This window comes from Sorangium sp. So ce185 (genome assembly GCF_051526825.1).
Lineage (GTDB): Bacteria > Myxococcota_A > Polyangia > Polyangiales > Polyangiaceae > Sorangium > Sorangium cellulosum_D.
Genome location: NZ_CP150316.1, coordinates 1721730 through 1745964, shown reverse-complemented (window position 1 = coordinate 1745964; position 24235 = coordinate 1721730). Strand labels below are relative to the sequence as shown.

Annotated in this window: 16 protein-coding genes and 1 pseudogene; 9 read left to right on the top strand and 8 right to left on the bottom strand. The window is 70.0% G+C overall.

The window, feature by feature from the left end; genetic code table 11:
* The first annotated feature begins 277 nt into the window (after positions 1–277).
* Positions 278–592 carry a DUF6968 family protein gene (locus tag WMF26_RS06395; RefSeq protein WP_437999578.1) on the top strand — a complete coding sequence of 105 codons (315 nt, stop codon included), beginning with the start codon at positions 278–280 and terminating at the stop codon, positions 590–592.
* Between the two features lie 90 nt (positions 593–682).
* Positions 683–883 (top strand): hypothetical protein, encoded by a 201-nt coding sequence (locus WMF26_RS06390; protein WP_438002520.1) that lies wholly within the window; start codon positions 683–685, stop codon positions 881–883.
* Here WMF26_RS06390 and WMF26_RS06385 read toward each other — a convergent pair.
* Positions 873–3893 carry a hypothetical protein gene (locus WMF26_RS06385; protein ID WP_437999577.1) on the bottom strand — a complete coding sequence of 1007 codons (3021 nt, stop codon included), beginning with the start codon at positions 3891–3893 and terminating at the stop codon, positions 873–875. The genes WMF26_RS06390 and WMF26_RS06385 overlap by 11 nt on opposite strands.
* Positions 3894–4277: 384 nt before the next feature.
* Between WMF26_RS06385 and WMF26_RS06380 the strand changes: the two genes are divergently transcribed.
* Positions 4278–5864: an SNF2-related protein gene (locus WMF26_RS06380; RefSeq protein WP_437999576.1), complete on the top strand. Its 1587-nt coding sequence runs from the start codon at positions 4278–4280 to the stop codon at positions 5862–5864.
* Between the two features lie 50 nt (positions 5865–5914).
* On the opposite strand, the gene WMF26_RS06375 is transcribed toward WMF26_RS06380, so the two are convergent.
* Positions 5915–8506 carry an RTX toxin gene (locus WMF26_RS06375; protein WP_437999575.1) on the bottom strand — a complete coding sequence of 864 codons (2592 nt, stop codon included), beginning with the start codon at positions 8504–8506 and terminating at the stop codon, positions 5915–5917.
* A 313-nt stretch (positions 8507–8819) separates the two neighbouring features.
* Here WMF26_RS06375 and WMF26_RS06370 point away from each other — a divergent pair.
* Positions 8820–9122, top strand: a pseudogene (locus WMF26_RS06370) (ATP-binding protein); the annotation flags it as partial.
* A 55-nt stretch (positions 9123–9177) separates the two neighbouring features.
* Here the strand turns inward: WMF26_RS06370 and WMF26_RS06365 are convergent.
* From WMF26_RS06365 to WMF26_RS06355, 3 genes are all read right to left on the bottom strand, one after another.
* Positions 9178–9579, bottom strand: a complete 402-nt coding sequence (locus WMF26_RS06365) for a hypothetical protein (protein ID WP_438002519.1) — start codon at positions 9577–9579, stop codon at positions 9178–9180.
* Positions 9580–10620: 1041 nt separating this feature from the next.
* The gene (locus tag WMF26_RS06360) at positions 10621–11604 is read right to left on the bottom strand and encodes a hypothetical protein (RefSeq protein WP_437999574.1); all 984 of its coding nucleotides are present in this window, start codon (positions 11602–11604) and stop codon (positions 10621–10623) included.
* 293 nt (positions 11605–11897) lie between these two features.
* On the bottom strand, positions 11898–12077 hold the full coding sequence (locus tag WMF26_RS06355) for a hypothetical protein (protein ID WP_437999573.1): 180 nt from the start codon (positions 12075–12077) through the stop codon (positions 11898–11900).
* A 700-nt stretch (positions 12078–12777) separates the two neighbouring features.
* Here WMF26_RS06355 and WMF26_RS06350 point away from each other — a divergent pair.
* From WMF26_RS06350 to WMF26_RS06340, 3 genes are all read left to right on the top strand, one after another.
* A complete protein-coding gene (locus WMF26_RS06350) occupies positions 12778–13278 on the top strand; it encodes a hypothetical protein (protein WP_437999572.1) in 501 nt (166 codons plus the stop codon).
* 9 nt (positions 13279–13287) lie between these two features.
* Positions 13288–13770, top strand: coding sequence for a hypothetical protein (locus WMF26_RS06345; protein WP_437939133.1), 483 nt, complete (start codon positions 13288–13290; stop codon positions 13768–13770).
* 691 nt (positions 13771–14461) lie between these two features.
* Entirely contained in the window at positions 14462–15535 is a 1074-nt protein-coding gene (locus tag WMF26_RS06340; RefSeq protein ID WP_437999571.1) for an FG-GAP repeat domain-containing protein, read from the top strand.
* Positions 15536–15565: 30 nt separating this feature from the next.
* Here WMF26_RS06340 and WMF26_RS06335 read toward each other — a convergent pair whose 3' ends face one another.
* Positions 15566–18034, bottom strand: a complete 2469-nt coding sequence (locus tag WMF26_RS06335; protein ID WP_437999570.1) for an ATP-dependent helicase — start codon at positions 18032–18034, stop codon at positions 15566–15568.
* A 179-nt stretch (positions 18035–18213) separates the two neighbouring features.
* Between WMF26_RS06335 and WMF26_RS06330 the strand changes: the two genes are divergently transcribed.
* A complete protein-coding gene (locus WMF26_RS06330; RefSeq protein WP_437999569.1) occupies positions 18214–20691 on the top strand; it encodes a D-alanine--D-alanine ligase family protein in 2478 nt (825 codons plus the stop codon).
* Positions 20688–21890 (top strand): P1 family peptidase, encoded by a 1203-nt coding sequence (locus tag WMF26_RS06325; protein ID WP_437999568.1) that lies wholly within the window; start codon positions 20688–20690, stop codon positions 21888–21890. The genes WMF26_RS06330 and WMF26_RS06325 overlap by 4 nt, the downstream gene beginning before the upstream one ends.
* A 218-nt stretch (positions 21891–22108) precedes the next feature.
* Here the strand turns inward: WMF26_RS06325 and WMF26_RS06320 are convergent, their stop codons facing one another.
* Both WMF26_RS06320 and WMF26_RS06315 read right to left on the bottom strand, forming a co-directional pair.
* Positions 22109–22486: an STAS/SEC14 domain-containing protein gene (locus WMF26_RS06320; protein ID WP_020733235.1), complete on the bottom strand. Its 378-nt coding sequence runs from the start codon at positions 22484–22486 to the stop codon at positions 22109–22111.
* 336 nt (positions 22487–22822) lie between these two features.
* Entirely contained in the window at positions 22823–24064 is a 1242-nt protein-coding gene (locus tag WMF26_RS06315; RefSeq protein ID WP_437999567.1) for a glycosyltransferase, read from the bottom strand.
* Between the last annotated feature and the right edge of the window lie 171 nt (positions 24065–24235).

The window sequence follows — 24235 nt, the reverse complement described above, 5'->3', positions numbered from 1 at the left end:
ATCAGCGCTCGAAGTATTTATGACGCGTCCGCAGACAGCTCACTGCATTTCGGAGAGCAGCGAAGGGCGAGCCACGGGCTACAAGAAGTGTCGTTCCAGCTGCCCTACTGCATGCTTCGCGCTGTCGACGCGCTGGGAGCTTTACTGCCAAGAGCGCGCGCCCCTGCTCATGAGGAGCATTTGCGAGCAAGCGCGCAGAAATGGACAGAAGAAGTGCCTGAGCTCCTGTTGAGCTAGGGCGCTTGACATCATCGACGAAGGCGCTAGCTGGAGGGGCATGCCGGACATGATCGCCGAACGTACCCTCGAGCTGACACTTCCGAGCGGGACGCAAGAAAGCATTCGAGTTCGCGTGTGGGCCCCCCAGTACAGGCCGAGGCCATCCGCTCCGTTCTGGGAAGCTGATGTGGAGGTCGCGGGAGCGGGCAAAGCTCATAAGACCCAAGGAGTCGGGGTCGATGCTTTCCAGGCACTGTACAGCGCGCTTTTCTTGATTCCGGCGATGCTCGCCATCTATGAGGATGATGGCCGGCTCTCGTGGCTTGATGAGCCGCGGCTCGGGTTCCCTGAGTTCAAGCTGACCGCGCCGTGACTCCGGCGCGGTGGAGACACGTCTGTAGGTTCATCGGGAGCCTTCATTTCTGCCTGTATCAGGGTGGACGTCATGAATGAGGGCGCGCACGTGGGACTCACATTCGCATCGCAACCCCGGCTCGCGCGCCGCGCCGTCGCCAACGGCGAGCGGCTCGAGGTGCTCAAGGACTACCCAGCGTCGCCGGACTGCACGCCTCCGTTCGCGCCGGTGTGGATCGCGGATATGGTGCGGCGGCAGGAGGCGGGGCGGGTGATGGGGGGCGGCTCGCCCCTCGGCTTCAGGGATTGAACGTCGCGACGAAGATATCGGAGCCGCCGGCGTGGGGGATGGGGCCGGTCCCGAAGTCGACCGCCGCGCTCGCAGCGCCTGTGAGGGCGATCATGCCGCTCGGAGAGATCGTGATGCCATGCGCGCTGGCGTCGAAGCCGAGGGTCCAGAGCTCGGCGCCGCTCGGATCGAGCTTGGCGAGCCCGTCTCCGGCGACGACGATGTTACCGGCGGCGTCCAGCGCGAGCGTGTCGCCGAAGGGGATCGAATCGCTGAACACGTAGGCACCCGCGGCGTCCAGCTTGAGGAGCACGGGGCCGGCGGGCAGCACGCCCCCGCCGAGATCGACGGTCCCGTCCGCGACGCCGGCCACGAAGACCTCGTCAGCCGCATTGACGGCCACCGACCAGGCCGCCTTCCCCGCGCCGCCAGGGGGGATCGACGGATCCGGCGCGAACGGGCGGCTCCAGAGCAGGGCGCCGGTCGGGTCGAACTTGCTGACCGTGAGATCCCCTGCGGCGGACTCCGGCGCGGTCACGGTCAGCGCGTTGCCGGCGCTGTCGATCGCGAGATCGGCGTTGTAGAGCGGGTGGCCGTAATCGTCGGGAGGGGGCGTGATCTTTTGGTTCCAAAGGACATCGCCGCCAGGGCTCAGCTTCAGCAGGTAGGCACCGTCCGTCCAGATGTTGACGAAGACCAGGTAAGTGTTGCCGAGCGCATCGACGGCGATCCGCTCGGGAAAGCTGTAGATGTCGATTGAGTCCGACGGGTAGATGGGGGCTTGACTCCAGATGACGTCGCCATCGCGGTCGACCTTGGCCACGAAGGCTGCGGCATTATAGGCCGGAAAGGCGGGGAGGCACTGGTTCAACACCCTGGCGCCGTCCGGCCAGTATGTGCCGGCGAGCAGGAGGTCGCCGTTGCCGTCGACGGCCATGACGAGCGGGTGTCCGCTGGGCAGGAGTTCGCTCCAGAGCGGCGCGCCCGATGGATCGAGCTTGAGCAGGAAGCGGCCTCCGAGCGAGTAGGGGCCGGTCAGAGGGCCCGCGCCGAAGTCGACGGTTCCTGTGAAGGTGCCGGCCACATAGTAGTTGCCTGCGTCATCGCTCGCGATGTTCAGGCCCTCGTCGGCGCCGGTGCTGCCGAACCCGCGCGCCCACGACAGCATCGGGCAATGGGGGTCGCCGTCGCAGTCCTCGTCCTCCGGCGTGGAGCAGATATCCTCGGCAGGCGTCACCTCGCCCACGCAGTCGCCGAAGCCAAGGCCGTTGGGCCGGCAGGTCTGCGTCCCCGCAGCGCAGGGTCCGACGCCCCTGGTTCCGGCAGGGCCGGAGTAGCACGCGATGACCGAGCCCGGCACGCACGTCTCGGACGGGCCGCCCCCGTCGCCTCCTCCTCCTCCCTCGCCGCTGTCGCCGCTCGCCGGCGGATTGAACGCGGCGACATAGATATCCCTGCCTTCTGTATACGCGATCGGGCCGGTCCCGAAGTCCACCGGGCCACTCACAACGCCGGTGACGGCGACCGCGCCGTTCGGAGAGAAGGCGATGTCTCCCACGGAGGCCGCGAAGTCGAGCGTCCAGAGCTCGGTGCCGCTCGGGTCGAGCATCGTGAGCCCGCCCCCGCCGAGGAAGATGTTGCCCGCGGGGTCGACCGCGATGTTGCCGCTGCGGTGGACGGGCAGGGTGAACACTTCTTCGCCGTCCTGATCCAGCTTGATGAGAGCTCCCTCGACCAACACGAGGATCTCGCCCGCCGAGTCGACCGCCACCTTGTCACGGTAGCCGTAGCCGGACAACATCCGGGACCAGAGCAAGTCGCCATCCGGAGACAACTTCGAGACGTACGTATAGAGGAGAGTATAGTCGCCATTGATACCTGCGAGATCCACTGTCACCACGTTGCCGGCGCTGTCGAGCACGAGGTTCCTGTGGAAGCTCGGGGCGCCCGGAGTTCTACGACTCCAGAGGACATTGCCCATCGCGTCCACCTTCACCACCGCGGTCGCGTCCTCCAGCTCGACGGCGAGGTACGCGTTGTCGAGAGCATCGATCGCCATCTGCGTCACCGCAAAATCATACGGGGAGTAGAATTTGAATCCTTCGCTCCAGATGTGGTTGCCGTCGGGGTCGAGCTTGGCCATGAATTGCCCGGGACGATGGGACGGATCCGGTAGGGCGCACCCGCCGAAGCCGGGGTCCCTGCCAGTGGCAGACACGCCGCCCGTGTAGTTGCCGGCGATCAGGACGTTGCCGTTTCCGTCCATGGCCAGGGCATCTCCTGTCTCGCGCAAGGGCGAGCCGAAGCGCTTGCTCCAGAGCGGCGCGCCCGAGGGGTCGAGCTTGAGGAGGAAGATGTCGCTGTCACCGGCGCTGGTCAGAGGGCCGGCGCCGAAGTCGACCGTCCCTTCGAAGTCGCCGAGGATGTAGTAATTCCCCATGGCGTCGACGGCGATGGACGGCGTGGGAGAGGTGGTCTCGATGCCGAACCCGCGCGCCCAGGCGGCCGGCCGCGGGCAATGGGGGTCGCCGTCGCAGCTCTCGTCCTGCGGCGTGGCGCAGACCTCCGCAGCAGGGGTGATCTCACCCGTGCAGGGCCCGTAGCCGAAGCCGTCAGGACGACAGGTTTGCGTCCCGGCCGTACAGCGCCCGACACCGATGGTCCCCTCGGGGCCGGAGTAGCACGCGACGATGGATCCCGGCACGCATGTCGCGGTGGTAGCGGAGCCGCCGCTCCCGGTCGAGGTGCTCTCGTCGCCGCCGCCGTGGCCTGCGGAGCCGCCGCTGCCCGTGGCAGCGGAGCCGCCGCCTTCTCCTGTGGTCGCGGAGCCGCCGCTGCCCGTGGCAGCGGGGCCGCCGCCTTCTCCTGTAGTTGCGGAGCTGTACCCGCCGCCGCCCGCGGCGCCGCCGCTGCTGCCCGGCGCGCTCGGATCGCATTCGTTCGTGGGGCCGAGGGCCGCGAGGAGCACGGCGGCGGAGGCGCGCCGGTGAAGCCTGGATCTCGAACCGATGGATTCGGAGGCTCTGGCCATGCCGCCTCCGATGCTCGCGGCAGACGCCACATTCAACCCGCGAGCGAGAATGACGCGCGTCCGGGGACCCGAGGGCTAGCAAGCTCCCCCTCGGCGCTGGCTCGCAGCGGCGGCCGCCCACCGTACCCGCGATCGTCCCGAGCGGGTTCCTCCAGGCGCGTTCGCGGGGGCCACCCGTGGCGCCCGGCCGGCCCGGCGCGCTGGCTGGGGAGGCTCGACCCCTCGCCATGAAGACCGATTCCTGCGCAATCGCGCGGCCGCGCTGGTATCAGGGCCGTCATGACGACGATGCGCGCCAAGCGAAGTGTCTCGGCCCCTCGTAGAGCCCCCGGCGCGGCCGCTCCAGCGGTCGCTGCTCCGCGTACGGCGCCGGAGCGAGCCCATGTGCTCGACGTCCCGTTCGCGATGCGCGCGGTCGCGTCCGCGAGCGGCGCGCGCTGGGACGCGGCGCACGGCGTGTTCGTCGCTCGCGCAGAGACGCTCCCGCCGGCCCTCGCGCCGTTCCGCGCCGCGCCATACTCGTGGGAGCGACGCATCGAGCGCGAGCTCAACGACGACCCAGCGCCCGCGCCGGCCGCCCCCGCGGGGGCGATCGTCCTCCGCCCGCACCAGCTGGACGGCGTGCGGGCCATCGCCGCCGCGAAGGGCGAGAGGCGCGCCGGGTTCCTCCTCGCCGACGACGTCGGCCTCGGCAAGACGATCACCGCCTGGGCCGCGGTCCTCCGCATGCCGGACGTCGCGACGGTGCTGATCGTTTGCCCGCTCGCCGTCGTCGCGCACTGGCGCCGCACGGTCGAGGCGATGGGCGACGCAGGCAAAGAGATCGTCATCATCAATTATGATCGGCTCGGCAAGCTCTTCGAGGTGACCCCGGAGGCGCGGCGGAGGATCCGATCGAAGAAGGGCCTCGCGCGCGCCGGCAGCGCCGCGGAGTTCGACGTGGTGATCTGGGACGAGAGCCACCGCTGCAAGAACCCGGCGGCGGCGCGCTCCAAGCTCGCGGTGAAGCTCAACGCACGCGCAGGGTTCGCGCTTTGGCTCTCGGCCACCGCGGGGCAGAACCCGCTGGAGCTATCGTATCTCGCGCCGCTCTTGGCGAGCGCGACCGGGAGCCGCTCCGCGGATCTCAAGGACTTCGAGCAGTGGTGCGAAGGCCAGGGGCTCGGGGTCACGCGCGGCGCGTTCGGCAGGTGGGACTGGCGCGGCGATCCGGCGGACTGCGAGAAGGTGCGCGCGCTCCTGTTCGACGGCCGTCCCGCGGTGGGGATGCGGCGTCGCCCGGAGGACGTGGCCGGCTGGCCCGAGATCAACCGCATCCTCACCCCCATCGAGCTCGACGCCTCCGCGCGCGAGCTCTACGCGCGCGCGTGGACCGCGTTCCGCCGGGAGATGGAGCTCGTGCCGAAGGGCGCGAACCCGAGGTCGGCCCTCGCCGCGACGCTGCGCCTGCGGCAGAAGAGCTCGCTCATCCGCGTGGCGGGCACCGTGGAGCTCGTGCGTGAGCTGCTCGACAACGGGCATCAGGTCGCGGTCTCCGTCGCCTTCCTGGAGACGCTCGAGGCCGTGCAGGCCGCGCTGGCCCGCGAGCGCGTCCCGTGCGCGCTGATCCACGGCGCGATGCCGGCCGGCGAGAAGGAGGCCGAGCGCCTCCGCTTCCAGCGCGGCGAGCCGCGCGTCGCGCTCTTCACCGTGGAAGAAGGGATCTCGCTCCACCAGGGAGAGCACAACGAGGTCCCGCGCTCGGAGGTGATCCACGATCTGCGGTGGTCGGCGATCCAGATGGCGCAGATCGAGGGCCGCTGTCACCGCGATGGACGTTTCGCGCAGGTCTACTGGGCCTATGCCGACGGCACCGTCGAAGAGAAGATCGCCGCGATCGTGTGCCGCAGGATCCAGTCGATGAAGGCGATGGTCGGCGACGACGTCGAGACGATGCACGAGATCGAGCGGCTGCTCGCCGGAGCCGATTGAGGCGCGCCCTGCAGTGAAGCCGACGACTAGACCTGTCTCTCCCTCGGTCGTCACTCCGGGAGCGGGGGCACGATCTGGTAATACGAGTTGGCGCCCCAGCACTGGACCATGCCGTCCGTCCTCAGCGCGCAGGCGTGGTCGGCACCGACGGCGATCTGGGTGAAGCTGCCGGACGGAGCGCTCGCGGTAGCACCATAGATGTGCCCCCAGCAGGTCACCGTGTTGTTCGACCTCAGCCCGCAGGAGAAGTAGTTGCCGACGCCCACCTGGGTGAACGTGCCCGACGGCGGCGTGGCCCGGCCGTACAGATCAGTCCCCCAGCACTTGATCGTGCCATCTGCCTTCAGCGCGCAGCTATGCGCGTAGCGCGTGCTGACCTGGGTAAACGAGCCCGTGGTCTGGTCGGCGCTCTGACCGGAATAGTTCTCTCCCCAGCAGTTGATCGTGCCGTCCGCCATCACCGCGCAGGCGTTCAACAACCCCGCGCTGATCTGGGTGACCGTGCCGGAGGGAGTATCGACCGTCTGGCCATGGTCGTGGTAGGGGTCCTGCCAGCAGTGCGCCGTGTGGTCGGTCCTGATCCCGCAGGTGTGGGAGCCGCCCGCGCTGACCTGAAGGAATTGGCCGCTCGGCACGGTGATCGTATCGGCTTCGAGCGATCCCTGGCAGGCCACCGTGCCGTCCACCTTCACGCCGCACGTGTGGCTCTGGCCGGCGCTGATCTGGGTGAACGTGTGCGGGCTCTCGTCGCTCCGGCCGTCCCAGTTGGCGCCCCAGCATTTCAGCTTCCCATCTGCCTTCAAGCCGCACGTATGATCCCTGCCCGCGGTGATCTGGGTGAACACGTCGGTGGGCGGCACGGTCCGGTCCGACATTTCCCATCCCCAGCAGTGCAGCCCCATGTGGATATCTACGCCGCACGTATGGTCCCTGCCCGCGCTGATCTGAACGAACTTGCCGACCGGCTCCGAGGTCTGGTTGTGCGTGTTGTTCCCCCAGCAACGTACGTTCCCGAAATCGGTGATCGCGCAGCTATGTCCCATCCCTGAGGTGACCTGCCTGAACGTGCCGGTCGGCGTCGAGGACTCCACGTCGTCCGCGCCCCAGCAAACCACTGTACCGTTCGGCCTCACGCCGCAGCTATGGTTGCCCCCAGCGCTGACCTGGATGAACGAGCCGACCTGCTGGGCGGACTGGCCCTCGCTGTTTGCGCCCCAGCAAACCACCAGGCCGCTCGTCCGCAGCGCGCACGAATGGCTGGCGCCCGCGCTGACCTGCGTGAACGTCCCGGTGGGCGGCGCCAATTCGAGAGAGGAGTCGATGCCCCAGCAGGACAGCGTGCCGTCGGTCTTCACCCCGCAGCTATGATTGCTGCCCACGCTGACCTGCGTGAACGTCCCGGTGGGCGGCGTCGACTTATCGAAGAGGTCGCTGCCCCAGCAGGACACCGTGCCGTCGGTCCTCACGCCGCAGTTGTGACTGTCGCCCGCGCTGATCTGGGTGAACGTCCCGGCGGGCGGCGTCGCTTGTAGAGAGGAGTCGCTGCCCCAGCAGAGCACCTCGCCGTTCGGCCGCAGCACGCAGGAGTGCCAGCCGCCCGACGAGACGATGTTCCGCCCGAAGGTGTCGCTGGGAGGGTTCGTCACCCCGGCATCCACGCCCCAGCAGATCATCGCGCCGTCAGTCCGTGTGGCGCAGTTGTTCCCGTACTGCACGCTGATTTCGGTGAACGTGCCCGTGGGCGGCAACACTGAGACATCGTACACAGAGCTGTTGCCCGAGCACGCGATCTCTCCGTTCGTCTTCAGCCCGCACACGTGGTTATCTCCCACGCCGACCTGGGTGAACGTGCCGGAAGGGGGCGAGAACAACGACGACCCCCAGCAAGCGATCGTGCCGGTCATCGTGACGCCGCAGCCGCGGCCACCGCCGACGCTGATCTGGCTGAACCTCGAGGAGAGCGACAAGGAAGTCCCGGTGTACCCTTGCCCCCAGCACACCACATCGCCGTCCGCCTTCAGCCCGCACGAAAAGTGGAGCCCCGCGTCGACCTGGACGAAGGTGACGCCAACGGGCGGCGAGGCTTTGTCGAGCGTGTCATCTCCCCAGCACACCGCCGTGCCGTCCACTTTCAGGCCGCAGGTGTGGAAGCGGCCTGCGTCGACCTGCACGAACTCCTCGTTGGGCGCGTCGAGCTGACCTTCGTTGTTGCGCCCCTTGCAGTATACTGTGCCATACTCGTACAGCGTGCACGTGTGATACCTGTCTACGCTCACCTGATAGACATTCTCGTCAGACCATGTAGACTGGCCCTGAGCATTGCCCCCCCAGCAGGCGAGCGTGGCGTCCGGCTTCACCGCGCAAGCATGGGCATAGCCCACGCTCAAGCGAGGCTTGCGGGCGCGGATGTCGAGCGGCGTGTCGTCCGACACGAGCGCCTGCGGGGCCGCGATGAGCTCGGAGTCGTCCGCGGCGAGCTGCCCGGGCTCGTCTCCATGGCACCCGAGCACGGACAGCGCGACCGCCGCGAGCGCCAGCCAGACAGAGGGCCTCCGCGCGGATGCATCGCGCGGGGGCGGGGTGAAGGGATCGCCGTCGCGCGAGCGTACGGCGAAAGAATCGTTATCTGCTTCGAGGGACATGAGGGAAAGCACCTCCAGGCCGGTCCGGAGCGCCAGACCGGCGCGAAGCGACGGACGTAGAGAGAGCGGCCCCGGCGGGCCCGGGTCCGCGGCTGCCCGGCGTCGCGCCGTGGTTCGGACCGGCGCCGGGCGCGCGCCCGTTTTGCCGTTATACAAGCGGCGTGCCAGTCCGCCGCAGGCGCGTCGCCCTCGCCTCCAGGCGCTCCTCCGCGCGCGGCGCCTGCCACGGCCAGGAGCGCGCCGCCCGGGAGGCGCTCCGTCTCGATGACGCCGCGCCGCGTCCCGGGGGACGTGTCACGCTCTGTCCCGTGACATGTCCTGGTCCCACCGTGACATGTCACGCTGGCGGACCCCGGGCTCGACGAGCCGACCGCGGCGCAGCGGCGCCCGGGCGGGCGCGCCGCAGACAGCCGATTCCGCCATCGGTAAGGTCGGATTCATCCGGCGGCAACCTGATGCGAGACTTGCTGGTATGATGTCTCGCTCGGAGGATGCGTGGATTCGGGAGCGCCCTCGCCTGTCCTTCGTCGATGGCACGCGCAACATCGTGCTCTTCGCTCCCCGCGGGCTAGGCAAGACGATGATCGCGCAGAACATCGCGCACCAGGCCATCCTCGCCGGCCACTCGGCCCCCCACCACCCACCCCCCGGCACCGCAGCGGAAGCGCCCTTCAATCACCTTCCCGAGTCTGGGGGTCATCCGGGAAGCCCTCGAAGTTGTCCCACCCCTCGTCCGGTCCGGCGATACCGAAAGCTTCAAGGAATTCGCGCGCTGCCTGCACGATCTCTTGGGGAATCTGGTTCGATGGCGTCCAGGCGGAGAACAGCTCACGTAGCTTCAAAGCATGCGGTGTCGTGTCTTGCCGGGGGATGCACCCTACTGGCGCAGTCATCTTGGGGGCGATGATCAAATAAGCCTCCAAGTGCTCCAGAATCCCTTCGCGGGGCGGCACGCGACCGATCTTTGCGGCCAGCTTCGGAGCGGCGAACAGAGCCATGGCGTCCAGCAGGCACACCAGCGATGCCATGGTCCTCGAGAAGGCGGCCTGTCTTGCCGATTCGCTGTCGCTCATTGTCACAAAGGCCAGCCGGATTGCCCGTCCACCATGCAGAACGATACCGGAATGCTCCTGAACCTGCTGATGAGGGATCCGGCAGATCCGACGACCTCAGCGTCAACCATGCAAACATAGGAGCACCACGCAGACATGACGATCCTGGAGAAATCTCCGAACCATTCTGGACAAGCCCTGCACCGCGCGTCGGCGCAGTCATTGGGCGCACACACTGCCGGCCTACCCTTGGAGGGAGACCAGCATTTCAGAGTATAAGGGCATCCGAACTCGTCTGCGCACTCGTATCTTAGTGGATGGCCCATGGGGAACATGGACAGTGTTGCAGGATCGACCGTGGACAGCCACGCGTCAGCTTGCCCCATAGCCCATGGCAGGTAAGTAGCTACCAGGGAGTCGAGCGCCTCACGGTCGAGGCTTTCGGGATCAATCCCCTCAGACTCGATCGAACCGTTGATCAGGTATCCGACGAAGCTCGCCTTGGCGGTAGCAAGGGCGACTAGCTGAGGATCCGCCTGTTGTACCGCATCAAAGGCCGCTTGCTCTTCGGGGATTGAGTCGCCTCCCGCGCCGGAGCCTGCCGGCTCGTCCCTGCCGCCCGCCGCGCCGGGAGGGTTGGGTTGTGTTCCAGCTCCGCCAGCTGGGTCAGGCTACCTTCCGTCCGTTTCGTCCACATCCTCTTTCCCGATGCGGATAGTGCATCCTGGCACCATCAACGAGACGGTTGAAGCTGAGAACAAAAGAGCGGCGACGCAGGCTGGAGCACGTTTCGGCATCGAGCGTCCTCACTGAGGGTTCATATTACTCCGACGGAAGCAAGCTCGCCAAGCGTCTGCTTCGCGGCGGCGGTCACTGCGCGGCGTGAGCCGTTTCGCTGTTCAGCCGTCACCAACCAGACACAGCCGTGTAACAGGAATCGACTCCAGATTCCAGCGTCGGATGCGGCTTGTAACTTGCGCTCGGACACCCGGGACGGGCGGCCTGCGCTCAACCGATCGAGGTACCCCTACGTTGGTTCAGTGCGAGGACATGGCCGACCGCTCACCCAGGGCACGACGCGTCGCACCCCTTGCCGCCGCAGTCCACGCCGAGCTCGTCGCCGTTCTCTACGCCGTCCTTGCAGCTGGGCTCCTCGCACGCGCCGGCCCAGCAGACGCCGCTCGCGCAATCCTCGCCGGACGTGCAGCCGCCGCCGTCCGGGCAGCGGCGGGGGCATGGACCGCTGCAGTCCACGCCGGTCTCGTCGCCGTTCTTCACGCCGTCGTCGCACGTCGGCGCCTTGCAATGCGCCATCGTGCAAACCCCCGATTGGCAGTCCGTCGCGGCGTCGCATGGATCCCCATCCCTGCACGGCGCGCAATCCCCACCACAGTCCTGAGCGGTCTCTCCGCGACCGGCGTCGAACACCATGTTGACGCAGTGGGGCGGGACGCAGAACACACCGTCACACGCGAACCCTGCAGCGCAGTGCAGCGTGGGGTCGTCGTGGAGGCACTCGACGCACCGCCCCTCATGGCACCGACCCGAGCCCGAAATTGGACAGATCACCCCGTCGAGCAGCGCGTTGAGCGGCCGATCATAATCGCAGAGATCGTTCGTGCACTGGTTGCCGTCGTTGTACACGTCGTACGCCGGCACGCTGACCACGCGCCCCTCCTCCGTGCACTCGTCCTGCTTGCAGTCGCCGCGGAGCTGCGATGCGAGCCGACCCGGCTTGATGTCGAGCTCGCATTTTCCCTCGACGCAGCGCCCCGCGCCGCACCGCGGATCCGGCGGACCGGGGCACTCCGTGTCGGTCTCGCACTGCGCCGACGGGTCGACCACGCCCGAGCACTCCGCCGTCCCCTCCGCGCACTCGTCGCAGGGCCGGCACATCAGGAAGCAGCCCGGCTCCTCCTCGCCGCGCGCGCAGCAGACCACCTTGCCCGGCTCGACGCACGTGCAGCGCTCGTTGATGCACACCGTCCCCGGCGCGCTCTGCCCCTCGGACAGGCAGTCGTCCGTGGTCGCGCAGTCGCCCCCCACGTACGGCTCGTCACCACATGCGAAAGAAAGCGCTACGCCCGTGAGAAACAAAAAACTCCCGATACAAAGCTTGATAGAGCTCATCGTGCGTCCAGTCCTCCGGCACAAGGCTGGGCAGCCGGCAGCCCCGGCGGCCCCAATCCGCCGGGAGAGTCGTTGGCCTGATCCTCGAACGAGCCCACTATGCCGCGCTCTGCCCGCGGCCGTCACGCAAGTTTTCGCAAGTGAGCGGCGCGCGGACGCCGCCGTCCGGTCACGCGCGGGTCAGGCCAGGATCGATGTCGAATCCGTGGTCAGAAGACGCCGCTGACCGTAAAGCCATCCGCGGACACCCGCACATCGGCCTGAGCGCGCGGGTAGAACGTGTATCCGAGCGTGACCGCCAGGACCGCGCCACCGGTGACGAGCCCGGCCACCCCGAGCTGCCGGAAGGTGCGCATCTCGCCGTGGGCGGCGGCGGCATGCTGGCACATCGGCCAGCGCGAACGCCGCGGAGCCGGCAGCCAGGGCGCGCGAGGGCTCACGTACCGAAGGGACGGCGGCCGTGGAAGCAGCAGCGGCGCCCAGACGGGGGTCGCCCCCCCTTCGGACCTGGCCGTGCAGGGGTGGGAGCGGCGGTCGATCCGCGCGGGAGCTGGCCTTGTGCCTGCTCGAGGGGGGTTCGACCCCCCCCGCACGCCTGGCCGGACATCTGCTCGAGGGGGGGGTCGACCCCCGTCACGCCTGGCCGGGCATCCGATCGCGCCGGGGTCGACCTCCGCGGGAGCTGGCCTGGTACCCGATCGAGAGGGGCGCGATGCCCGTCGAGCCTGGCCCGGCACCTGCTCGCCGGGGGTTCGACCCCCCGCCGGCCTGACCTGCGCACCGGCTGGGGGCGCATTGACGGCGGCGGTGCGCCATGTAACTCCGGACTTCCGGAAGGAGGGGCGATGTCCGGCAAGCCAGGTCCGACACTGTCCGCCGTCCTGCTGGCGGCAATAGTGGGATACATTACGGTCCCGGGGTGTACGATCACGATCCGACCAGGGCACGGCGACCCCGCCTGAGGAGGGGAGCGCGGCGGGCGAGGCCCCAGAGGAGCCGGGGGGCGAGACGACCCCCGAGGCGCCGGGCGAGCCGGAGGAAGCGGCCGAGGAGGCGGCGGCCGAGCCGGAGGAGCCGTCGTTCGAGGACATGGATCCGCAGGAGCTGGCGCTCGCCTCGGCGAGGGCCGGGTTCGCCGCGTACTACCTGACGGGAACCGTGGAGTCGCTCGGCCTCGATCCCGCCACGCTCGACGAGGCGACGCTCGCGCAGCTCATCGAGCAGTACCTCCCCGTGGCGGTGGCCGAGGCGGACAGGTGGCTTGCGACCCTCGATCCCGCCACACTGCCGCTGGCCGTGATTCCGAGGACCGAATGCCTGGAGGACTTCGGCTGCCCCTACCGCACGCCATGTTCGCTTTTTGGTCCGCCCGTCAATCACCAGTGCTACGTGACCGACTGTGCTGATGCGAAGTGCCGCCAGTGTCCCGAGATCTTCGGCGAGCTCGTGTCGCATCTCGTCTACAAGTCTTGGTGCTCCTATGTTTGTGTACAAACTGGAACCTCTCCGCCCAAGGAGGTCGCTATCGGCATCGGCGTCATCACCTACTTCGGCGGCCAATTCGCCGGGCCCTGGTGCCTGCCGCCGTGAGGTTTCGCCATGACCAAGCGCGACGAGCAAGCCGCTCACGAGCTGGCGAACGAGGTGTACGAGAGCTTCGAGGCCCTAGATCCCGCCTACGCAACGCCACGGGTTAGAGCCGGGCTCCAGGAGGCCTGTAAGCATTTGTTGCTCATGGCGACCGTCGAGCTGGTCATAGGCGTCCTGGCCGCGCGACGCTTCCGTGAGAAATTCGCCCTGAAAGCACCGACGCGAGAGGAGCTCCTCGAGCTCCTCGACAGGTATCTTGCTGCGATCTCTACGGTCAACATGGCGCCGACCGCACCCGCGCTGCGTACCACCGAGCCCACGCGCAAGTTGCGCGCCCTGCTGGAGACGTGGGAGTTCAGCCTCGATGTCCCCGAGCCGATCGTGAGGCTCGCCCGCGCATGGCTCGCGGCCAACGGAATCGACGAGCCGCCCGAAGGCTGGGACGACTGGCCCGGTCCAGACGACGCCCCGCTTCGATCGCCTTCTCGGTAGCTCTCCCGATGTGCTCGCGGCCCACGAGACCTCCGAGCCGCCCGAAGGCTGGGACGAGTGGCCTGGCCCCGAAGACATGCCTCAATTCGAGCTCCCTGAGCAGCCCTCGCGAGGCGGCCCATAGGCCCGACCGGCGCCGTTTCGTGGGCGCCCGCACCGGGTATCCATCCCCTGATTCTTTATCCACCGTAGGCCACCGGACCCGCGCTCGCCCCCCCCGCCCCCTACGACCCCGCCCGCAAGAACGCCAGGCCGCGCCAAGCACGGGTGGTACCCACTTCGAACATGGAAGGCGGGAAGAGAAGATCAAGGATCTTCCCGCCTTCCTGTGAATCGCTCCGGGGCCATTGAGGCCACCACCCAACGACGACCTTCCCCTCGGCTGTGGACATGCTCGCGCCGCTGGTTGCGCCCGGAACAGCCCGACGGCCCGAGTTGTCGGATCGCCCGGGCGCCGTGAGCAGAGGCGATCTCCCCCGATGCCCTCGACGCCCCGGTGATTCTCCTCTTCCGAGGGCGATCCCCTGTGCGCGCAACGCCGGGGTTCGGCGCGGAGGCGGGCTCCGGATGGCATGGACCGGCATTTGCCGCCTCTCCCGGCGCGTGAGCCGCGCGCCCACGGGCGGAGGCCAGGCGGCGGCCGGACATCGCCGGCGGCCAATGCACCGCACGCGCGGCAGGAGAGGCGCGCGTGAGAACGTCCATGAATGTCGTGATGACGCTGTGTGTGGCCGCGGCGCTCCCTGCGGCAGGCGGCTGCGCGCGCGGCGCCGGCCTGGACGACGAGGGCCGCTCCATCGAGCCTTCGGCCCCACCCCCCGGCGCCGCGAGGCAGCGGCGCGACGGCCGCGGTTGGACGATCACCCAGACGGCCGACTTCAACGCCGACAGGATGGCGGATGTGGTCTGGTACGACGCCGAACGAAACCGGATCGCCGTGTGGTTGATGAACGGAAGCGACCTCCTGGCGCCCGGACCGTTCATCCCGGGGCCCGGCGGCGACGGCTGGATCGTCTGGGCGAACGATTTCGACGCCGACGACATGGCGGACCTGCTCTGGTCCCACGACGAGCGGAACCTGATGGCGGTCTGGCTGATGGACGGCAGCCGCCTGCGCGCGCCCGGACCGTCCATTCCGGGGCCGATCGGCGATGGCTGGATGGCCCTGCCCGGCGATTTCAACTTCGATCGAATGTCGGATGTGCTCTGGATCGATGCCGAGCACAACCGGATGGCGGTCTGGCCGATGAACGTCACCCAGCCGCTCGCGGCGGAGCCCCCGATCCCGGGGCCGATCGGCGGCTTCGCCTTCGGCTTTCCGATCGACGTCGATTTCGATGGAATGGCGGATGTGGTCTGGAACGATATCGAGCGGAACCTGCTGCGGGTCTGGCTGATGCACGGAGGTCAACCGCTCGCGGAAGGACCGGCGATCCCCGGGCCGATCGGCGACGGCTGGGTCGCCGGCGGCGTGGGCGACTTCAACGCCGACGGCGTGCTCGACGTACTCTGGAGCAACCGAGAGAGAGGGCTGATGGCCGTCTGGATGCTGGAGGGGACCCAGCTGCTCGCGGCGGGACCCGTGATCCCGGGGCCGATCGGCGACGGCTGGGAAGCGCGCGCCGCCGGCGACGTCAACCTGGATCGGATGGCGGATGTGATCTGGCAGAGGGCCGGGACGGGCGAGATGGCCGTGTGGCTGATGGACGGGAGCCGCGTCCTCGCGCCGGGACCGGTGATCCCGGGCCCTTACGGCGGCGACTGATCGGCCGCCGCCGGTCGTCGCGACGCGCCCTCACGATCCGGCGCGCAAAAACGCCGCCTTGATCCGCTTCTTCCCCCACCCCGAGAACTTCACCGTCGCGATCGGATCCGCCCCCGGGTCCACGCTCTCCACCACGCCCGGCCCGAACCGCTCGTGGAACACCCGCATCCCGCGCCGCAGCGCCACCCCCTCGCCGCCCTCGCCCCCCGCGTCGACCGCCTCCCGCTCGACGTACCGCTCGCCCGGCGCCCGCTCGACGCGGTCCACCCCGCGCGCCGCCGGCGCCCTCGCCGCCTCGCCGTCCCGGGCGAACCGCGACCACGCGAGCCGCTCCTCGGGCTGCGCCGCGGGCCTGCGGCCCTCCCACGAGCCCCGGCCCTCCCACGCGCGCTCACCGGAGCCGCCGAACCTCCCCCCGGACGCCGCGTACCCGCCGCCCCCGACGTCGACCCGCCGCTGCGCCATCATCGACGTCGGCGTCGCCATCGGGCGCACCGACGCCGGCGGGAGATCCGCGAGGAACCGGCTCGGCAGGCAGTAACGCGTCTGGCCGAAGATCGCCCGCCGCGCCGCGTGCGTGATCCAGAGCCGCTGCCGTGCCCGCGTGATCGCGACGTACGCGAGCCGGCGCTCCTCCTCGATGTCGCCCTTGCGGTTCGGATCCTGGCTCCGGAACGGGAACAGGTCCTCCTCCATGCCGGTCAGGAACACCGCGTGGAACTCCAGCCCCTTCGCCGCGTGGATCGTCATCATCGCGACCTTCGGCATGTCCACGAGCGCGTCGACGTCCGACACCAGGCTCACCCGCTCGAGGTAGCCCTCGAGCGTCGCGTCCTCGCCGGCGGCGATCGCCTCCTGCTCGTAGTCCACGATCGACTGCACGAGCTCGCGCAGGTTCTGGAGCCGCGCCTCGGACTCGACGCTCTCGTCCTGCTCGAGCATCCGCGCGTAGCCCGACCGCGCGAGCACCTCCTCCGCGAGCGCGCTCGGCGACGCGCCCCTCGCCTCGGTCATGAGCCCCTGGATCAGATCGCGGAAGCCGAGCAGGCTGCGCTTCGCCGCCGTGGCGAGCGGCTCGAGCTTGGCCCCCGGCATCGCCGACGGCGGCACCCGCCCCTCGATGATCGGATCGATCGCCTCGAAGAGCGACACGCCGAGCAGATCCGCCGCCTGGATGAGCTTGTCCACCGTGCTCTGGCCGATCTTGCGCGCCGGCACGTTGATGATGCGGTTGAGATCCACGTCGCTGCGGGGGTTGGCCACGACGCGCAGGTACGAGAGCAGGTTCTTCACCTCCGCCCGCTCGAAGAAGCGCGTGCCGCCGATGATCTGGTACGGGATGCGCGCCTCGCGCAGCACCTCCTCGAGCACGCGCGACTGCGCGTGGATCCGGTAGAACACCGCGATCTCGTTCGGCGACACCCCCTGCGCGATGAGCTCCTTGACGCACTCGACCACCCACGCGGCCTCGTCGTGCTCGCTGTCGGCCGCGACCACGTCGATCTGCGGGCCGTCCGCGTTCGCCGTCCAGAGCTCCTTCGGCTCGCGGTCCGACGCGTGGCGGATCACGCCGAGCGCGCCGCGCACGACGTGCCCGACCGAGCGGTAGTTCTGCTCGAGCTTCACCACCGTCGCGTGCGGGAAATCGCGCCGGAAGCCGCGGACGATGCGCACGTCCGCGCCGCGCCAGCGGTAGATGCTCTGGTCGTCGTCGCCGACCACGCAGAGGTTGTCGTGGGCCTTGCAGAACGCCCGGACGAGCCGGTACTGCACCTGGTTCACGTCCTGGAACTCGTCGACGAGCACGTGGCGGAAGCGCGCCCGGAGATCCTCGCCGGCGAGGCTCGTCGGGTCCTCCGCGATGCGGAGCACGGAGAGCAAGAGGTCGTCGAAGTCCACCGCGTTCGCCGCCTTGAGGTGCCGCTCGTACGCCTCGAAGCACCGCGCGATCGCGTCGTCGAAATAGCCGTTCCGCTCGAACTCGCCGGGCCCCCGCCCCTCCTGCTTCTCGGCGTGGATGCGCGAGAGCACCTGGCGCGGCGGGTAGCGCCGCTCGTCGAGGTTGAGCTCCTTCAGCACGCGGTTCATGACGGCGCGCTGGTCGTCGTCGTCGTAGATGACGAAGTTCTTCTCGAGCCCGGCCGCTTCGTGGTGCCGGCGCAGGAGGCGCGCGCACACGGCGTGGAACGTGCCGACCCAGAGGTCCTTCACGATGTCGGGCCCGATGAGCCCCTCCAGCCGGCGCTTCATCTCGGTCGCCGCCTTGTTCGTGAACGTCACCGCGAGGATCCGGTAGGGCGGGACACGGTGCGTCACGATGAGGTTCGCGATGCGGTACACGATGACGCGCGTCTTGCCGCTCCCCGCGCCCGCGAAGATGAGCAGCGGCCCCGCCGCGTGGCGGGCCGCCTGCGCCTGCGGCTCGTTCAGCTCCTCGTGGGGGAGGCCAGGCTCGGGCGGCGGAGAGCGGTCGGCGTCGGGTGCGGCAATACGATCCACACGGGGTCGCTAGCACGACCATCGCGCGAGCGGGAGCCCGGCCAGGCCCCTGGACCACCGCGCCGCTGCCCCGTTTTTTCCGCCGCAAAAAAGGCGCGCTCGCCGTAATCTGCCCCGCGCGTGCGCCGCCGACAGGGCACAGGAACGACGCGGCCCGGACGAGCGGCCCAGGAGAGATCATGCGCATCGCGCTCACGCACAACCTGAAGATCACGGGGTCCGCCGAGGAAGCGGAGTTCGACAGCCCGGAGACGATCGCCGCCATCGCCGGCGCGCTCGAGCGGGCCGGGCACGAGGTGGAGCGGATCGAGGTCAGCGGGCCGGCCTCCCGGGTCCTGGCGCGGCTCGAGGCGCTCCAGCCGGACCTCATCTTCAACACGGCCGAGGGCCACAAGGGCAAGACGCGCGAGGCGTTCTACCCGTCGCTCTTCGACGAGCTCGGCATCCCGTACACCGGCTCCGACGCGTACGCGCTGAACGTCGCGCTCGACAAATCGCTCACCAAGCGCGTCCTCGCGAGCTACGGCGTCACGACCCCGCGCGCCCGCCTCGTCAACCGGACCACCCTGGAGAGCGGCGCCCTCGACGACGTGAGCTTCCCGGTCATCGTGAAGCCGAACTTCGAGGGCTCCTCGAAGGGGATCCACCGGGAGTGGAGCGTCTGCGAGGACGCGCACCACCTCGCCGAGGTGGTCGAGCGGCAGCTCGCGCGCTTCGAGGCGGGGCTGCTCGTCGAGCACTACATCGCCGGCATCGACGTCGCGTGCGCCTTCGTCGACGGCCTCAAGGAGGCGAGCGGCGCGCGGCCGAGCGCCGCGGGCGTCCCCGAGGGGGTCCTCACGCCCATCGAGTTCGTGATCGATCCCCAGGTGGCGGGCAGGCACAACGTGTACGACTTCAACCTGAAGCACGCGAAGCCCGAGCACGTCACGCGCCGGCCCGCGCAGCTGCCCCCGGCGACGATCGAGCGCATCCGGTCGCTCACCGCGCGCATCGTGCGCGCCCTCGACCTCAAGGACCACGCGCGCTGCGAGTTCCGGGTCACGCCGTCGTCGGCGCGCGGCCTGGAGCACGACGTGCACTTCCTCGAGGTCGACGGGCTGCCCACGCTCCAGCCGGGCGCCAGCGTCTTCGTGGCCGCGGCGCAGCGCGGCGTCGACTTCGACGGCGTGATCCGGGCCATCGTGAGGAGCGCCTGCAAGCGGCGCGGGCTGCTGCCGCTCCTGGAGAGCAACCCGCCGCGCCGGGCGAAGCGGACCGCGCTCCGCGTCGGCTTCACCTTCAACATGAAGCGGAGCGACACGGCCGCGACCGACGGGGGCCCCGGCAAGGGGGGCGGGAGCGCGGCGAACGACTCCGAGGCCGAGTTCGACTCGCCGCGCACCATCCAGGCGATCGCGAGCGCCATCGAGAGCTACGGCCACACCGTGGTCCCGCTCGAGGCGACCCCGGATCTGCCGCGCGCGCTCGGCGCCTCCGGGGTCGACGTCGTCTTCAACATCGCCGAGGGGCTCCGCGGCCGCGGCCGGGAGGCGCAGGTCCCGGCGCTCTGCGAGCTGCTCGGCATCCCGTACAGCGGCTCGGACGCGACGACGCTCTCGCTGGCCCTCGACAAGGGGCTCACGAAGCAGATCCTGCGGGCCGCCGGCATCGAGACGGCCGAGTGGCAGGTGGTCACGACCGGGCGCGAGAAGCTGAAGCCGTTCCGCTACCCGGTGATCGTGAAGCCCAACGCCGAGGGGACCTCGAAGGGGATCACCTCCGCGTCCGTGGTCAAGGACGAGGCCGCCGCGCGCGCCGCGGCGAAGCAGCTGGTCGATCGCTACCACCAGCCGGCGCTCATCGAGGAGTACATCACGGGGCGCGAGTTCACCGTGGGCCTGCTCGGGGAGCGGCGGCCGAAGGTGCTGCCGCCGATGGAGGTCGTCTTCGTCGACCCGCCCTCGTACCCCGTCTACGGCTACGACGAGAAGCAGTCGGACACGCCGCGGGTGCGCTTCGAGTGCCCCGCGCAGCTCACGCCGTCCGAGCTCCGCCGCATCGAGAAGGTCGTGCGCGACACGTTCGCGGCCCTCGCCTGCCGCGACGTGGCCCGGGTCGACCTGCGCATGACCAAGGACGGCCGGGTGTACGTCATCGAGATCAACCCGCTGCCCGGCCTGACCCCCGACTTCAGCGATCTCTGCGTGATCGCGAAGGTGGCGGGGATGGATTACCGCATGCTCATCGGCGAGATCATGGCCGGCTGCCTCAAGCGCTACCGGGACGCCCGCGCCGCGGCGCCGCAGTCCGCGGGCGCCGCGGCGCCGCAGGCCGCAGGCGCCCTCGCCGCGGCGCCGCAGGCCGCAGGCGCCCTCGCCGCGGCGCCGCAGGCCGCGCCGGCCTTGCAGGCCGAGCCGGCCCCGCAGGCCGCGCCGGCCCCGCAGGCCACGCCGGCCTCGCAGCCTGCGCCGGCCCCGCAGCCTGCGCCGTCCTCGCAGCCCGCGCCGGCGCCGCAGCCCGCGTCGGCCTCGCAGCCCGCGTCGGCCTCGCAGCCCGCGTCGGCCTCGCAGCCCGCGTCCGGCCCTGCGCTCGCCGGGCCGGCGCCGCTCGCGGCGGAGCCCGCGCCACCGGCGTCCGCGGCCTCGGCCATGGAGCGCGAGGTCGCCGGCCCGTGAGCGCGCCCTCGATCTCGATCAGGCGCCCTCGGCTGCGCGATCTCGGCGTCGCGATCGGCCGCTTTCCCACCGGTCCCGAGAACGCGATCACGGACGTCGCCGGCGTCCGGGTCCACCACGTGACCAAGGTCGAGGGCGGCGGCGAGCTCCTCCCCGGCATCGGCCCGGTGCGCACGGGCGTCACCGCGGTCATGCCCGCCGACGGCGACATCTTCCTGGATCGGGTCTTCTCCGCCAGCTACGTGCTGAACGGCGCCGGCGAGGTGACCGGCCTCGCGCAGATCAACGAGTGGGGCCTCTGCGAGACGCCGATCCTGCTCTGCAGCACGCTCTGCGTCGGCCGCGTCCTCGACGCGACCGTCGCGTGGCTCTCGCAGCGCCATCCGAAGATCGGCAAGGAGTACGACGTCGTGATCCCGGTCGTCGCCGAGTGCGACGACAGCTACCTCAACGACGCGGTGGGGCGGCACGTGACGCAGGCCGACGTCGACGAGGCGCTCTCCAACGTCCGCGGCGGTCCGGTGGCCGAGGGGTGCGTCGGCGCCGGCACGGGCATGCAGACCTTCCATTTCGCGGGCGGGATCGGCACCTCCAGCCGCTCGGTCCCGGTCGGCGGGGTCGACTCGATGGTCGGCGCGCTCGTGCTCTCGAACTTCGGCGATCGCGAGCTGCTCCGGGTCGATGGCGTCCCGGTGGGCCGGCTCATCAGCGATCGCTTCACGCACGTCCCGCGGCGGGGCCCTGCCGGCTCCATCATCGTGCTCGTCGCCACGGACGCCCCGCTCATCCACCGCCAGCTCGCGCGCCTCGCGCGTCGCGCCGCGCTCGCGATCGGCCGGACGGGCGGGTACGCGGCCAACAACTCGGGGGAGATCGTCCTCGCGTGGAGCACCGCGAACCGGGTGCCTCGCGTCGCCACCGAGCAATGGAGCGCCCCGCGGTCGAGCCGCTCGCTCAGCGTTCACCCCCTCGCGCCCGGGCGGCACATGGCCGAGCTGGTCCTCGACACCGAGATCGACGGCCTCTACGAGGCCACGGTCGACGTGGTGGAGGAGGCGATCCTCAACGCCATGTGCGCGGGCGTGGACATGACCGGCCACAGCGGTCACCACGCGCCCGCGTTGCCGCTCGACGCCGTGGCCGAGGTCCTGAAGCGGTACCGGCCACCGCACCCGTGCGACCCGCCGCCGCTGCGCTAGCCCCACGCACCAGGGGTCCGGCCAGGGTTCCGGAGCGAGATTTCAACGCCAAGACGCCAAGGCGCAAAGACGCAAAAATGCCTGAATCTATTGTTTTTTTGCGCCTTTGCGCCTTTGCGCCTTGGCGTTGAAATCTCTCCGCTCGCGCGGCAGAGCCCTGGCAGGACTTCTGCCCCGAGGTAACCGGGCGCTGCCCTGACGATCGGCCGCCCGCCGCGCTATTCGGGGTCGCCGTGGAGCAGCCACTCGTGCGCGGCGTCCTCGTCCCAGAAGCGCCGGAGCACCTTGTCCGTGCCGCTCTCGCGCGCGACGCGGTTGAGCTGGAGCGCGACGATGTCGCTCTCGATGATCTCGGCCACGCGCATCACCCCGAGCTCCAGCCCGAACTCCTGGACCGCGCGGATCTTCTCCGCCACTTCCGGGGACATCGGCCGGAAGCCCCGCACATCGGCCTTGATCTTGATCTCCCGCCCCTGGAGGCCCTCGCACGCCTTCCTCAGCTCGCTGACGAAGTTCTCCATCTCTTCGAGGCGGACGCGCCCCTCGAGGACGAAATCCACGATGGAGTGGATCCGGTCGACTTTGATCTCGAACACGTTGGGGGACCTCCTGCCGGTTCCCGAAGGGGCGGGATGGGGCCGCGTAATCATACTCCGGATCGCGCTGGGCGAGCCCCGGGATCGCGCCGCGCGCGCGGCGGCGATGCTGGCGGTCGGCCGTGGGGAGAACGCCGGGAGCGCGGACGGCGCCGCTCCGGCGCGGCGCGGACGGCGTGGTTTTCCTGGAAAGGCACCGCCCGCAAGCGCCGCGCCGGAGGGCCTGAAGGGCCCGCGGCGCGCCGTGCGGGGCTCACGCGCGGCGCGCCGTGCGGGGCTCACGCGCGGCGGGAGCGCGCCGGGCGCCGCGCCTCCCGGGCGCCGGCGCGCGGCGGCTCACGCCGCGCGCGCCTCGCCGGCGGGCGACTTGCCCCGCCCGCGCCGCGCGGCGATCGCCTGCTCGTAGATGGCCGGGTACCGCGAGAGCAGCGTGGGCCACTGCCGCTCCTTGAGGATCCACTCCCGCGCGTTCTTGCCGACCCGATCGAGGCGCTCCGGATCCTTGAGGGCCTCGACGCAGCGCCGCGTGAGGTCGGCGCTGTCGCCCGCCTTGAAGACGAACCCGGTCTCGCCGTAGCGCACGAGCTCCCCCATCGCCGGCACGTCGCTGACCATCACCGGCCGGGCCATGGACATCGCCTCGAGCGGCTTCAGCGGCGTCGTGAGCGCGGTCGTCCGGGTCCGGATGCGCGGATACACGAGCAGGCTCGCCATCGCGTAGATGTTGAACACCTCGTCGTGCGGCACCCGCCCCGTGAACGTCACCTTGGACTCCACGCCTCTCTCGCGGGCGAACGCCTTGAGCTCCATCTCCTGGCCGCCGGCCCCCGTGATCACGACGTGCGCGTCCGGGATCTCCCGCGCGATGTCGCCGATCGCCGCGATGAGCGTCTGGAGCCCCTCGTACGGCTGGAACGTGCCGACATACCCGATGAGCCTCTTCCCGGCGAGCCCGAAGCGCTCCCAGGCGCCGGGCGGGGCCTCCCGCGGCGCGAACTTGTCCGAGTCGACGCCGTTGCCGACCACGTAGAGCGCGTCCGTGCTGCGCACCCGCGGCGCGACGGCGTTCTTCAGGCTCTCGCAGATCGTCACCGTCGCGTCGGCGTACTTGTAGACCACCGTCTCGAGGCCGGCCGCGATCTTGTAGGGCACCGAGTCCTCGGCGAACTTGCCCCGGTCGACGGAGGCGTTCTCCCAGAGGTCGCGCACCTCGTAGACGAGCGGCAGCCCGAAGCGGCGCGCCGCCGCGAGCGCCGGCAGCCCGACCAGCATCGGCGAGTGCGCGTGCACGACGTCGGGCTGGAACTCCCGAATCGCGTCCTCGACGCGCGCCTCGAGCGCCCGCACGAGCGAGAGCTCCCGGACGAGCGGCAGCTTCTTGCCGGAAGGCTCGCGCGTCCGCCAGTAGGAGATGCCGCCGATCTCCTCCTTCAGCGCGTCCCCGGACCCCTGCTGCGCCGACGTCACCACCGCCGGACGCATCCCGTGCTCGGCCTGATGCTTGACGATGTAGTCGCTGCGGATCGTGTACCCCGCAATCACCGGCAGCGACGTATGAAGAACATGAAGCACGCGCACGAACCACCACCCTTCTTTATGATGATGCGCCGCGCAGCCTACCCGAGGCCGCCGCGACCGTCACGAGGCTCGTCCACGCCGAGGCGCGCTCGACGCGGACGCACGACCTCGACGTCGCCGCCTCGCCCGGCGCCACCTCGCGCGCGGGGTGGCGCCGGACGACCCGCCGCG